The sequence below is a fragment of the Aurantimonas sp. genome (assembly GCF_964217435.1).
GTDB classification, from domain to species: Bacteria; Pseudomonadota; Alphaproteobacteria; order Rhizobiales; family Rhizobiaceae; genus Aurantimonas; species Aurantimonas coralicida.
Map to the genome: position 1 here is coordinate 144,870 of NZ_CAXPJM010000037.1, position 13,173 is coordinate 158,042.

At 67.5% G+C, this 13,173-nt stretch carries 11 protein-coding genes; 3 read left to right on the top strand and 8 right to left on the bottom strand.

Annotated features, from left to right (window positions below; genetic code table 11):
• Positions 1–161: 161 nt before the first annotated feature.
• From ACEQX1_RS14690 to groES, 8 genes are all read right to left on the bottom strand, one after another.
• The gene (locus tag ACEQX1_RS14690) at positions 162–845 is read right to left on the bottom strand and encodes an Isoquinoline 1-oxidoreductase subunit (protein WP_370193794.1); all 684 of its coding nucleotides are present in this window, start codon (positions 843–845) and stop codon (positions 162–164) included.
• A 26-nt stretch (positions 846–871) separates the two neighbouring features.
• Positions 872–3,028, bottom strand: a complete 2,157-nt coding sequence (locus ACEQX1_RS14695) for a xanthine dehydrogenase family protein molybdopterin-binding subunit (protein WP_024349266.1) — start codon at positions 3,026–3,028, stop codon at positions 872–874.
• A 4-nt stretch (positions 3,029–3,032) separates the two neighbouring features.
• Entirely contained in the window at positions 3,033–3,491 is a 459-nt protein-coding gene (locus ACEQX1_RS14700) for a (2Fe-2S)-binding protein (protein ID WP_009208293.1), read from the bottom strand.
• Between the two features lie 272 nt (positions 3,492–3,763).
• The gene (locus tag ACEQX1_RS14705; RefSeq protein ID WP_187392159.1) at positions 3,764–3,946 is read right to left on the bottom strand and encodes a CsbD family protein; all 183 of its coding nucleotides are present in this window, start codon (positions 3,944–3,946) and stop codon (positions 3,764–3,766) included.
• Positions 3,947–4,041: 95 nt separating this feature from the next.
• Complete coding sequence (locus tag ACEQX1_RS14710) at positions 4,042–4,812, bottom strand: sulfite exporter TauE/SafE family protein (RefSeq protein WP_370195668.1); 771 nt, start codon at positions 4,810–4,812, stop codon at positions 4,042–4,044.
• A 200-nt stretch (positions 4,813–5,012) separates the two neighbouring features.
• Complete coding sequence (locus tag ACEQX1_RS14715; RefSeq protein WP_370195669.1) at positions 5,013–5,432, bottom strand: Rrf2 family transcriptional regulator; 420 nt, start codon at positions 5,430–5,432, stop codon at positions 5,013–5,015.
• Between the two features lie 140 nt (positions 5,433–5,572).
• Entirely contained in the window at positions 5,573–7,228 is a 1,656-nt protein-coding gene (gene groL / locus ACEQX1_RS14720; RefSeq protein WP_009208296.1) for a chaperonin GroEL, read from the bottom strand.
• An 83-nt stretch (positions 7,229–7,311) separates the two neighbouring features.
• On the bottom strand, positions 7,312–7,608 hold the full coding sequence (gene groES, locus ACEQX1_RS14725; RefSeq protein ID WP_024349261.1) for a co-chaperone GroES: 297 nt from the start codon (positions 7,606–7,608) through the stop codon (positions 7,312–7,314).
• 300 nt (positions 7,609–7,908) lie between these two features.
• Between groES and ACEQX1_RS14730 the strand changes: the two genes are divergently transcribed.
• The 3 genes from ACEQX1_RS14730 to ileS all read left to right on the top strand — a co-directional run bounded on the left by ACEQX1_RS14730 (position 7,909) and on the right by ileS (position 13,018).
• Positions 7,909–8,799, top strand: coding sequence for a TIGR01459 family HAD-type hydrolase (locus ACEQX1_RS14730; RefSeq protein WP_370196978.1), 891 nt, complete (start codon positions 7,909–7,911; stop codon positions 8,797–8,799).
• Positions 8,799–9,779, top strand: coding sequence for a bifunctional riboflavin kinase/FAD synthetase (locus ACEQX1_RS14735; RefSeq protein WP_370195719.1), 981 nt, complete (start codon positions 8,799–8,801; stop codon positions 9,777–9,779). The genes ACEQX1_RS14730 and ACEQX1_RS14735 overlap by 1 nt, the downstream gene beginning before the upstream one ends.
• A 239-nt stretch (positions 9,780–10,018) precedes the next feature.
• Positions 10,019–13,018, top strand: a complete 3,000-nt coding sequence (gene ileS, locus ACEQX1_RS14740) for an isoleucine--tRNA ligase (protein WP_370196979.1) — start codon at positions 10,019–10,021, stop codon at positions 13,016–13,018.
• The last annotated feature ends 155 nt before the right edge of the window (positions 13,019–13,173 follow it).

Genomic DNA, 13,173 nt, shown 5'->3' on the forward strand with positions numbered 1-13,173 from the left:
CTTCGCAGCTCGTGTACAGGTCGGGCATGGCTTACCGGGCGCGCCGCCGGATCGGAAGGGGCGGACGCAGGGTAAAATCGGTTTAGGCGGCGGAGCCCCAAACGAAACAGGCGGGCCCCCGGGGAACCCGCCTGCAAGCTGTCGTCATGAATGGTGGCCGGTCAGCCGGCCGGGCAGTGCGCCCCGGTCGCGGCCCAGGCCTCGTAGAGCGCGCCGAACTGCTCCTGCGTGCCCGGCACCTTCTCGCGGCCCTGGCCCGGATTCCAGCCCCAGCCGACCAGATCGTCGGCGGCCATGTGCTCGACGAGCTCGGCCAGGGTCTTGCCGCCATTGCGGTCCTGATCCTTGATCTGCACGCAGATCTCGGCCAGCGAACGGCCTTCCCAGGCCATCTCGATCGGCGCGACATGCCAGTTCGGATTGCCGGGGATCGAGCGGATGCCCTCGGCCTGCGCCACCACCTCGACATTCTCGGGGCCATGGCAGGTGTTGCACATCATGCCGGGGGCGCCGAAATTGGAATCGCCGCGCACGACGGGCGGCTGGTGCTCGCGCATCTCCATGCCCTGGAGCGGCGAATTGCCCGCCGGATGGCAGTTCACGCAGCGCGGATGCAGAAGCACCTTGCCGGTTTCCTCGAAGATGGCGATCGAGCGCTGGGTCTCGTCGGCGATTCCGTCGAAGGCGGAGACCGGCTTCAGGGTCCGCTCGGGATCGGCCTGGGGCGCGACGGCAGGCGTCGAGGGTTCGGGCGCCGCGGGCGCGCGTTCCTGCGCACCGACCGGTCCCATGACGAGGCCGGCGGCGACGAGGATGCCGGCGAAGCGGCCGGCCAGGGATGTCATTGACGTCACAGATGCTGTCCTGTCGTTCACGAGACGAGATTGCCGACGATCGGCAGGCGGCGCACCGGCTGGCCGGTCAGGCGACGCCAGGCATTGGCGACGGCCGGTCCGATCGGCGGAGTGCCGGGTTCGCCGACACCCGTCGGCGGCTCGCTGGAAGGGATGATGGCGACCTCGACCTCGGGCATCTCGTTGATGCGCAGCGAGCGATAGTCGTGGAAGTTGGACTGGACGACGCGGCCGCCGTCGCCGAGCGTGATCTGGTCGTAGAGGATCGCGCCGAGGCCGTAGCCGATGCCGCCCTCCATCTGGGCCCGGATGATGTTCGGATTGACGGCGACGCCGCAATCGACCGCGCACCAGACCTTGTGGACCTTGGGAGCCCCGTCCTCGCCGATGGAGACCTCGGCGATCTCCGCGACATAGGTGTTGAAGCTCTTGTGGACGGCGACGCCGCGCTGACGGCCTTCCGGGGCGGGCGTGCCCCAGCCGGCGATCTCGGCGACCTTCTTCAGGACGGCCGTGTGGCGCGGATGCTCGCCGAGCAGCGCCAGGCGCCCCTCGACGGGATCCTTGCCGGCCTTTTCCAGCATCTCGTCGAGGAAGGTCTCGACGGCGAAGGCAGTGTGGGTGTGACCCACCGAACGCCACCACAGGATGGGAACCGGAAGCTCGGTCTGATGCGCGTAGACCCGGCGATTGGGGATCGCATAGGGCAGGTCCGAGGCGCCCTCGACCGTCGTCTCGTCGAGCTCGGTCTTGTTCATGATCGACTGGCCGGCGATCTTGTGGTCCCAGGCGACGATGTTGCCCTCAGCATCGATGGCGCCCTTGATCGCGTGGACGTAGATCGGGCGGTAGAAGCCGCCGCGAATGTCGTCCTCGCGGGTCCACATGTGCTTGATCGGACGGTCCATGCCGGACGCCTTGAAGGCGGCTGCCGCCTCGCGCATGTAGGGCGAGCCGAACTGGGCGCGGCGGCCGAAGCTGCCGCCGGCAAGCTGCATGTTCACCCGCACCTTCGACGCGTCGACGCCGCAGACCTCGGCGATCGCGGCCTTGTCCTGGCCGGGGAACTGCGAGCCGTTGTAGCAGTCGATCGAGCCGTCCTCCTGCTTGATCAGCACCGCATCGAGCGGCTCCATCGGGGCATGGGCGAGGAAGGGGAAGACGAGGTCGGAGTGCATCGTGGTGATGCCGTTCGCCGAGGAGGCGCCGTCGACATCGCCTTCATTGGCCGCCTCGAGCCCTTCGCCGGAGAACAGCGCGCGGTAATCCTCGTAGATCTCCTCGCTGGAGCGCGACTCGGCGGTGGTCAGGTCCCAGACGATCTTCAGCGCATCGCGCGCCTTCAGGGCGGCATAGGTGTTCTCGGCATAGACCGCGATGCCCTGCGGAATCTGCTGGATGTCCACGACGCCGGGGATCTGGCGAGCCGCAGTATCGTCGAAACTCTGCACCGTGGCGCCGAAATGGGCCGGATGCGCGACCATGGCGATCATCATGTTGTCGGCGAGGACGTCGAGGGTGAAGACCGCCTTGCCATTGGTCTTTTCCGGCGTGTCGAGCTTCGGCCGGTCGGTGCCGATCAGGACGAAGTCCTTCGGATCCTTGAGGACCGGATCGGAAGGTGCATCCATGGTGGCGGCCTTGTCGGCGAGTTCGCCGAAGCCGGATTCCTTGCCGGAGGCCGCATGGGCGATGCGACCCTTGGAGACGGTGATCTCCTCGGCCGGTACGCCCCATTCCTCGGCCGCCGCGGCGACCAGCATGGCCCGTGCGGTGGCGCCGGCCTTGCGCATCTGCTCGTAGGAATTGGCAATCGACGTCGACCCGCCGGTGCCCTGCAGGCCGAAGGCGAGGTTCTTGTAGGTCTCGTCCGCAGGCGCCGCGGCGGCGCGCATCTGGCTCCAGTCGGCGTCGAGTTCCTCGGCGACCAGCGTGGTCAGGCCCGTATAGGGCCCCTGGCCGAACTCGATATGCTTCGACAGGACCGTGACCGTGCTGTCCGGAGCGATGCGCACGAAGGCGTTGAACTCGCTGGCGGGGCCGGCGGGACCGGCCGGCGCACCCTGGATCAGGGCAGCGGCGGCCTTCGTCCGCGAGGCCAGCGCCACGCCGATGACGAGACCGGTGCCGATCAGGAAGTTGCGGCGGGTCGGGTTGATGGTCTGGATACCCATGGGATCAGCCCTCCAGCGTGTCGGAGGCGTCGTGGATCGCCTGGCGGATGCGTTGATAGGTGGCACAGCGGCAGATGTTGCCGGCCATGGCGTTGTCGATGTCTTCGTCGCTCGGCGTCGGATTGAACTGCAGCAGCGAGACGGCCGACATGATCTGGCCGGACTGGCAATAGCCGCATTGCGGCACGTCGATGGCGGTCCAGGCGGCCTGCACGGCCTCCGCTTCCGCGCCCTCGACGCCCTCGATGGTGGTGACGCTGGAGCCGTCGACGGTGGAGATCGGCGTGATGCAGGAGCGCCGGGTCATGCCGTCGAGATGCACGGTGCAGGCGCCGCACTGGGCGATGCCGCAGCCATATTTGGTGCCGGTCAGGCGCTCGGCGTCACGGATGACCCAGAGCAGGGGCGTGTCGGGATCGCCGTCGAACGTCTTCTGTTCGCCGTTGAGTGTGAAACTGATCAAGGGAAGCCTCCTTCAGGGCGGCCGGTCAGGCAGGTGCCGCCACGCGGCTCCGTCATGATTTGGATCGATTCCAAAATAGCCGAACAACGGGAAACGGCAACCACAATCGGGTGTCCGCACCGTCGTCGAGAGGGGAGGAGGGTTCGGAATTGCTGCGGCGCACACAGTGCGTCACGCAGGGCCCAATGGTGCGACGTGCGGCTGGATTCCGCACATGAAAAAGGCCGCCCCATGGGGACGACCTCTCGAAACGTCTGCGGCTCGTGGCGCGATCAGCTGGTCTGGTCGTTCACCGCGTCCTTGACCTTGCCGTAATTCTTCTGGGTCTTGCCTTCGACTTCGTCGGCTGCACCCTCGCCCTTCAGGCGCTCGTTGCCGGTCAGGTCGCCGGCAGCCTGCTTGAGCTTGCCACCGGCTTCGGTGGCGGCACCCTTGACTTCGTTCTTGTCGACCATTGGACATTCCTTTGCTTCGTTGCCGGCAGTGTCTGCCAAGCTTCGATATCCAAACGGTTTTCGGGTGCGGTTGTTCCGGGAAAACTGCGGCGGGTTCAGCGGATGAGGCCGACGATCTGCGTGATGGCCAGACCGCAGACGAGAAGACCGACGATGCGCAACAGCGCCGTCTCCGGGATCCGGCGCACGATCACGCCGGCGAAGGGCGCCGCCGCGACGCCGCCGACGATCAGGCCGAGAATCGCGAGGCCGTGGGTCGTCAGATCGCCGGCCTCCTCCCAATGTCCGGTGACGAGCGCGAAGACGAAGGTCAGCGAGACCGAGAGGGTGACGAGGAACTCGGCCGTGTTGACCGTGCCGATGACGTAGCGCGGCTGGCCGCCGGCGCCGAGCAGGCCGGAGGTCACGATCGGTCCCCAGCCGCCGCCGCCGACCGCGTCGAGGAAGCCGCCGCAGGCGGCCAGCGGCATGGAGGTCGCAGGCGAAACCGGCTTGCTGGGGATTTTCCGGAACGAGCGGACGAGAAGATAGACGCCGATCACCGCCAGATAGGCGCCGACATAGGGGCGCAGGATGCTGCCGGAGATGCTGGTCAGGACGTACGTGCCGAGAACGCCGCCGAGAATGCCGAGGGGCACGAGGCGCCAGAACAGCCTCCAGTCGACATTGCGGTTGGCGAGATGCGCGGTGCCCGACGCCGCCGTGGTGAAGAGTTCGGCCGTGTGGACCGAGGCCGAGGCCGCGGCGGGCGCGACGCCGAAGGACAGGAGCACGGTGGAGGAGACGATGCCGTAAGCCATGCCGAGCGCGCCATCGACGAGCTGGGCGAGGAAGCCGACGGCAAGAAACAGGAGGAAGTCGCTCATGGAAGACCCGGTCGTTGGAGACCGGATCAGGCTACCTTATTCCTATCTCCTGGATAGGAATAGAAGTTCGGCAGAGGGGCTGCCGCGCGCACATCCTGTGCGTATTTCGCCGACCCATGAGATCGCTCATCTTCGACGCCGCGAGCGGTGCGACCGCATATGCCAGGGCGGACGCCGGGGCGGATGGGGTGCATCCCGGCCTAGACGGGATCGTCGGTCCGGTCCCCGTCGCCGAAATGCCGGGCTTCCAGAATGGCGGCGGTGGCGTCGCGCACCGCCAGAAGCGCGGTGCGGGTCTCGCAGGTCTCCACGTCGCGACAATCCTCGCAACGGCGATAGGCGGTGCGGGACGCGCAAGGGGCCAGCGCCAGCGGACCGTCCACGACGCGCAGGACATCGGCGAAGCTGATCTGGTCGCCGGGCCGTGCCAGGCGGTAGCCGCCACGCGCCCCCCGCAGGCTGACGAGGAGGCCGGCCTGTTTCAGCTCGGCCAGGATCGCTTCGAGAAACTTGCGCGGAATCTGCTCTTCGGCGGCGATGACGGCGGCCGACACGGGCGCGGCCCGCGGCGCGATGTTCCTCAGGGAGCGGATGGCGTAGCGGGCGCGCTGCGAGATCATGGCATGTCTATCGCAAGGCGGGCGCGGCCGGGCAAGCCGGTGCTGCCGGGGGAAGGCAAGGGGAGAGCGCACGTAAAAAGGGGCCCGGCGATGCCGAGCCCCTCGATAGTCCGGATGAATGTCCGGCCGGTTCGGACTTCTTAGAAGTCCATACCGCCCATGCCACCCATGCCGCCCATGCCACCCGGCATGCCACCGCCGCCGCCGGCCGACTCCTTCTTCGGAGCCTCCGAGATCATGGCTTCGGTGGTGACCAGCAGGCCGGCGACCGATGCCGCGTCCTGGAGAGCCGAGCGAACGACCTTGACCGGATCGACGATGCCCATCTGGATCATGTCGCCATACTCGCCCGTCGCGGCGTTGTAGCCGAAGGACAGGGACTCGTTCTCGAGGATCTTGCCCACGATGATCGAGCCTTCCGCACCGGCGTTCTGGACGATCTGACGGATCGGAGCCTGAAGCGCCTTGCGGACGATGGCGATGCCGGCGTCCTGGTCGGCATTGATGCCCTTGATGGTGACGGCGTTGGAAGCGCGCAGCAGCGCGACGCCACCACCGGCCACGATACCTTCTTCGACGGCCGCACGGGTCGCGTTGAGGGCGTCGTCGACGCGATCCTTCTTCTCCTTGACTTCGACTTCCGTCGCACCGCCGACGCGGATGACGGCGACGCCGCCTGCGAGCTTGGCAAGACGCTCCTGGAGCTTCTCGCGGTCGTAGTCCGAGGTGGTCTCCTCGATCTGACCCTTGATCTGGCCGACGCGGGCTTCGATCTGGGTCTTCTCACCGGCACCATCGACGATGGTGGTGTTTTCCTTGGTGATCGAGACCTTCTTGGCGCGGCCGAGCATGTCGAGGGTGACGTTCTCGAGCTTGATGCCGACGTCCTCGGAGATGACCGTACCGCCCGTCAGGACAGCGATGTCCTCAAGCATGGCCTTGCGGCGATCGCCGAAGCCCGGTGCCTTGACGGCCGCGATCTTCAGGCCGCCACGCAGCTTGTTGACGACCAGCGTGGCCAGGGCCTCGCCCTCGACGTCCTCGGCGATGATGAGGAGCGGCTTGGAGGACTGCACGACGGACTCGAGGACCGGCAGCAGCGCCTGGAGGTTGGAGAGCTTCTTCTCGTGCAGGAGGATGTAGCAATCCTCGAGCTCGGCGACCATCTTCTCCGGGTTGGTCACGAAGTACGGCGACAGGTAGCCGCGGTCGAACTGCATACCTTCGACGACTTCGAGCTCGGTCTCGGCGGTCTTGGCTTCCTCGACGGTGATGACACCCTCGTTGCCGACCTTCTGCATGGCCGAGGCGATCATCTCGCCGATTTCCTTCTCGCCATTGGCGGAGATGGTGCCGACCTGGGCGACTTCGTCCGAGGTGTCGATCGAGCGGGCGGCAACGCCGAGCGCCTCGACGACCTTCAGAACGGCCGCGTCGATGCCGCGCTTGACGTCCATCGGGTTCATGCCGGCGGCAACGGCCTTGGCACCCTCGCGGACGATCGCCTGGGCGAGAACCGTCGCGGTGGTCGTGCCGTCACCGGCCTTGTCGTTGGTCTTCGAGGCCACTTCGCGCACCATCTGGGCGCCCATGTTCTCGAACTTGTCCTCGAGCTCGATCTCCTTGGCGACCGAGACACCGTCCTTGGTGATGCGCGGGGCGCCGAAGGACTTGTCGATGACGACGTTACGGCCCTTCGGGCCGAGGGTCACCTTGACCGCGTCGGCAAGAATGTCGACGCCACGCAGCATGCGCTCACGTGCGTCGCGGCCGAACTTTACTTCTTTAGCTGCCATGTTCGTATTCTCCCGGGCGCGCCATCTGATCAGGCCGCGCCGTTTCGAAGTTTCGTGGAATTACGGAAATCGCAGGCGCCTGATCAGGCGACGACGCCCATGATGTCGGATTCCTTCATGATCAGGAAGTCTTCGCCGTTCAGCTTGACCTCGGTGCCCGACCACTTGCCGAAGAGGACGCGATCGCCCGCCTTCACGTCCAGCGGCACGACCTTGCCCGAATCGTCACGAGCACCGGAACCGACGGCGACGATCTCGCCCTCCTGCGGCTTCTCCTTGGCGGTGTCCGGAATGATGATGCCGCCAGCCGTCTTGGCTTCGGATTCCACCCGACGGACCACGACGCGGTCGTGCAGAGGACGGAAATTCACAGCTGCCATGTTCGTTGAACCCTTCGTTGACGGATATGGCCGGACCCGCTTTTCGGCATCCGGCGTGAACAACTGGCACTCACCTGGGGCGAGTGCTAACGACGATGGAGATAGTGTCGCAGCCGGCGCGGTGTCAAGCGGTCGGCGCATCGCGTCATCGAAGTTTCGTTAATCGCCGTGCGGGATCGGCCCGGCATCCCTGGGCGGGGTTGATGCGGCAGGTGCAGGCGCTTGCGACAGCGCTTCGCCTTGACCGGTCGGCAGGCCGCCTCTATCGGCACGGGACAGGCAATGGCAGCGTGGACACCGATGGAAACTTCTCTCTCCGACACCGGCCGCGGGGCGGATACCGTCCGACCGCCGCAGGACGTCCGGCCGATCGCCGCGCTGGCCGAGATCGCCGGCGACTACGACGCGATCTTCTGCGACGTCTGGGGCGTCGTCCACAACGGCGTCGTCAAGCATCCGGCCGCCGAGGCGGCGCTGACTGCGGCGCGTGCGGCGGGCGTCAAGGTGGTGCTCCTGACCAACTCGCCGCGCCCGTCGGCCGGGGTCGTTGCGCAGCTCGGCACGATGGATTTCTCCCACGACGCCTATGACGCGATCGTCACCTCCGGCGACGCCACGCGCGCCCTGATCGCCGATGTCGCGGGGCCGGTCTTCCACATCGGGCCGGAGCGCGACTACGACCTCTTCGCCGGTATCGACGTCGATCTGGTCGGCGAGGCCGAGGCGAGGGCGGTGATCGTCACGGGCCTTTACAATGACGAGGTCGAGACGCCGGCGGACTATGCCGACATGCTGGCCCGGCTGCAGGCGCTCGACCTGCCGATGATCTGCGCCAATCCGGACATCGTCGTGCATCGCGGCGAACGGCTGATTCCGTGTTCCGGGGCGCTGGCGCGCGACTACAGCCTGATCGGCGGCACGGTGCGCCTCGCCGGCAAGCCGCACCGGCCGATCTACGACGTCGCGTCGCGCGTCCTCGATCTTAAGTCCTCGTCGCGGGTGCTGGCGATCGGCGACGGGCTGATGACCGACGTGAAGGGCGCCAACGATTTCGGCGCCGACGCACTGCTGATCACCGACGGCATCCACGGCGAGGAACTGGCGTCGGCGGATTCGGCGACGCAGACCGTCGCCGCCGTCCTCTCGGAACGCGGCCTGACGGCGCGCTACTTCATGGCTGCCCTGACATGATGCCAGACGCGATCGCGCGTCTCGGCTCGGTCGCGGACGTGCCGGCGGATCTGCGCGGCGCCGTCGTGGCGGTGGGCAATTTCGACGGCGTGCATCGCGGCCATCAGGCCGTCCTGGGAGAGGCCCGGACCATCGCGGCGGCCGAAGGACGGCCGCTCGTCTGCCTGACCTTCGAGCCGCATCCGCGCTCGGTGTTCCGGCCCGACCAGCCGGTGGCGCGGCTGACGCCGGCGCCGATGAAGGCGCGCCTCCTGGAGATGCTCGGCTTCGACGCGGTGGTCGAACAGGGGTTCACCCGCGAATTCGCCGGTCTTGCGCCGGAAGCCTTCGTAGAGACCGTGCTGGTCGAGGCGATGGGCGCCCATCACGTGGTTGCCGGCTTCGACTTCCATTATGGCGCCAAGCGGGGCGGCACGCCCGAGACGCTGGCCGAGGCGGGCCGGATGCATGGCTTCGGCGCCACCCTGGTGCCGGCCTTCGTCGACGAGGGCGGCGAGACGGTGTCGTCGAGCCGGATCCGCGACTGCCTCGGGGAGGGCACCGTCGCCGAGGCCGCGGGGCTGCTCGGCTATCGCTGGACGATTGCCGGCGAGGTGGTCGGCGGTGCCAGGCTCGGCCGCACGCTGGGCTATCCGACCGCCAACATGGTCATCGAGCCGGACAGCCTGTTGAAGCACGGCATCTACGCGGTGCGCCTGCGCCGTGCTGACGGCACGCTGCATGACGGCGTGGCGAGCTTCGGCCGCCGCCCGACCTTCGACAATGGCGCGGCGCTGTTCGAGACCTTCCTGTTCGACTTTTCGGGCGATCTTTATGGCGAGACCGTTTCGGTGTCGCTGTTCGGTTTCCTGCGCGGCGAGGAGCGCTTCGACGGCGCCGAGGCGCTGATTGCCCAGATGGATCGCGACGCGGACGAAGCCCCGGCCATGCTCGCCGGCGTCGCGCCGCTCGGCGACCTCGACCGGCGCATGGCGTTCTGAGCCTTCACCCGCGAGCGGCGACGCCAGCCCTGCGGCGGGGCGTTCTTTCCATCCGGGCGCGGAGTTGCTAAAGCCACGCCATGTTGGATCCACGCGCAATACTCCGTCCGGGCCGAATTAGTCGCCCGGCCTTCTGACCGGCCAGGCCGGAGAAGGTCCGGGTTGCCGGCCATTTGCGCCACCACGCCTCCTTTTCTCGCGCCGCCGTCACGACCGCGGCAGACGACATGGCTGAATTCATGAGCGACACCAAGAACGACACTGCGGCCGGTTCCGCCACCGGGATCGACTACGCCAAGACGCTGTTCCTGCCCGAAACGCCGTTTCCCATGCGCGCCGGCCTGCCCAAGGCCGAGCCCGAATGGATCGGCAAGTGGGACGCGATGGACCTCTACGGCACCCTGCGCCGGGAATCGGCCGGCCGGCCGAAATACGTGCTGCATGACGGGCCGCCCTACGCCAACGGCAACCTCCATATCGGCCACGCCCTGAACAAGGTGCTGAAGGACGTCATCACCCGCTCGTTCCAGATGCGCGGCTACGACGCCAATTACGTGCCGGGCTGGGACTGCCACGGCCTGCCGATCGAGTGGAAGATCGAGGAGCAGTACCGGGCCAAGGGCAAGAACAAGGACGAGGTGCCGGTCAACGAGTTCCGCAAGGAATGCCGCGACTTCGCCGCCCATTGGGTGGGCGTGCAGACCGAGGAGTTCCGCCGCCTCGGCGTCGAGGGCGACTTCAAGGACCCGTATCTGACCATGGCCTACGGGGCGGAGTCGGTGATCGCCGGCGAGCTCCTGAAATTCGCCATGTCGGGCCAGCTCTATCGCGGCTCCAAGCCGATCATGTGGTCGGTGGTGGAAAAGACCGCGCTGGCCGAGGCCGAGGTCGAGTATCACGACCACGAGTCCGACACGATCTGGACCAAGTTCCCGGTGCGCGGCAGCGAGGCGCTTGCCGGTGCGGCCGTCGTCATCTGGACGACCACCCCCTGGACGATCCCGGGCAACCGGGCGATCGCCTATTCGCCGCGCATCGCCTACGGCCTCTACGAGGTGACGGCCGGGGAAGACGCCGAGAATCCGCGCTGGGCGAAGGCCGGCGACCGGCTGGTGCTGGCCGACGCGCTGGCCGCCGACGTCCTGTCTAAGGCGCGGGTGCCGGAGGACGGCTATCGCCGCGTGGCGGACGTTCCGGCCGGCGATCTCGCGGGCCTCGCCTGCGATCATCCGCTCAAGGGTGTCGGCGGTGGCTACGACTTCGCCGTGCCGCTGCTCGAGGGTGACCACGTCACCGACGATGCCGGTACCGGCTTCGTCCATACCGCGCCGGGGCATGGCCGCGAGGATTTCGACGCCTGGATGGATGCGCGCCGCGACCTCGAAAAGCGTGGCATCGACACGACCATCCCCTTCACCGTCGACGACGACGGCTTCTACACCAAGGACGCGCCGGGCTTCGGCCCCGACGCGGACGGCGGAGCCGCGCGGGTCATCGACGACAAGGGCAAGAAGGGCGATGCCAACAAGCGGGTCATCGCCGCGCTGATCGAGCATGGCAACCTGATCGCCCGCGGCCGGCTGAAGCATTCCTATCCGCATAGCTGGCGGTCCAAGAAGCCGGTGATCTTCCGCAACACGCCGCAATGGTTCGTGCATATGGACCAGGACCTCGGCGGCTACGGCCTCGACGGCCAGTCGGTAAACGCCGGCACCGAGGACACGCTGCGCAACCGCGCGCTCGGCGCCATCGACGCGACGCGCTTCGTGCCGGCGTCCGGCCAGAACCGGCTGCGCGGCATGATCGCCGACCGGCCGGACTGGGTGTTGTCGCGCCAGCGCGCCTGGGGCGTGCCGATCTGCGTCTTCGCCGACGAGAATGGCGAGGTGCTGAAGGACGAGGCGGTCAACGCCCGCATCCTCGAAGCCTTCGCGGCCGAGGGCGCCGACGCCTGGTTCGCCGACGGCGCCAAGGAGCGCTTCCTCGGCAACGGGCACGATGCCGGCAAGTGGACCATGGTCCGCGACATCCTCGACGTGTGGTTCGATTCCGGCTCCACCCACGCCTTCTGCCTGGAGAAGCGGCCCGACCTGAAATGGCCGGCCGACCTCTATCTGGAAGGCTCGGACCAGCATCGCGGCTGGTTCCATTCCTCGCTCTTGGAATCCTGCGGCACCCGCGGCCGGGCGCCCTATGACGCCGTCCTCACCCATGGCTTCGTCATGGACGAGGAGGGGCGCAAGATGTCGAAGTCGCTCGGCAACGTCGTCACCCCGCAGGATGTCATCAAGCAGTCCGGCGCCGACATCCTGCGGCTCTGGGTGGTCAGCTCCGACTATTCGGAGGATCTGAGGCTCGGCAAGACGATCCTGCAGACCAACATCGACAGCTACCGCAAGCTGCGCAACACGTTGCGCTGGATGCTGGGCACGCTCTCCCACGACGAGGGCGAGACGGTGCCGCTGGCCGAGATGCCGGAGCTGGAGCGGCTGATGCTCAACCGGCTGGCCGAGATCGACGAGATCGTGCGCAAGGGCTACGATTCCTTCGACTTCAAGCGGATCAGCCGGACGCTGCTCGACTTCGTGGTGGTGGAGCTGTCGGCGTTCTATTTCGACATCCGCAAGGACGCGCTCTATTGCGATCCGCTGTCCTCGACGCGCCGCAAGGCGTCGCTGCAGGTGGTCCGCATCCTGTTCGACCACCTGGTGACCTGGATGGCGCCGATGCTGCCCTTCACCATGGAGGAGGCGTGGCTGTCGCGCTATCCGGAGGCGAAGTCCGTGCATCTGGAGAGCTTCCGCGACGTCGATCCGGCCTGGCGTGACGGCGAGCTGGCGGCCCGCTGGCAGAAGCTGCGCCGGGTGCGCCGCGTCGTCATGGGGGCGCTGGAGGAAAAGCGCCGCGAGAAGGTGATCGGCTCGTCGCTGGAAGCCTCGCCGGTGGTCCATGTCGAGGATGCCGAACTGCGGGCAGAGGCGGCCTCGGTCGACTTCGCCGAGATCGCCATCACCTCGGGTCTCGTCATCTCGGCCGAGCCGGCCCCGACGGATGCCTTCCGTCTGGCCGACACGCCGGGCGTCGCCGTTGTCTTCCGCAAGGCGGAGGGCACCAAATGCGCCCGCTCGTGGAAGATCACCGGCGATGTCGGCTCGGACCCGGCCTTCCCGGACGTGTCGGCGCGCGATGCGGCGGCGCTGCACGAGCTGAAGGCGGCGCAGCGGCTGACGGCCGCCTGAGCGTCGAGACAATCGAGGCGTGCGGCGGCCCCGGCGGTGGCCGCACGCTTGCAGAACCCATTGCAGCAGCCTAGAACTGCGCCCGGAATTCGCCAGATTTCCGTGACATGCGCAGGGTCCGCCCGACCGGCCGGATGCCGGTATGGGGGGCGGAA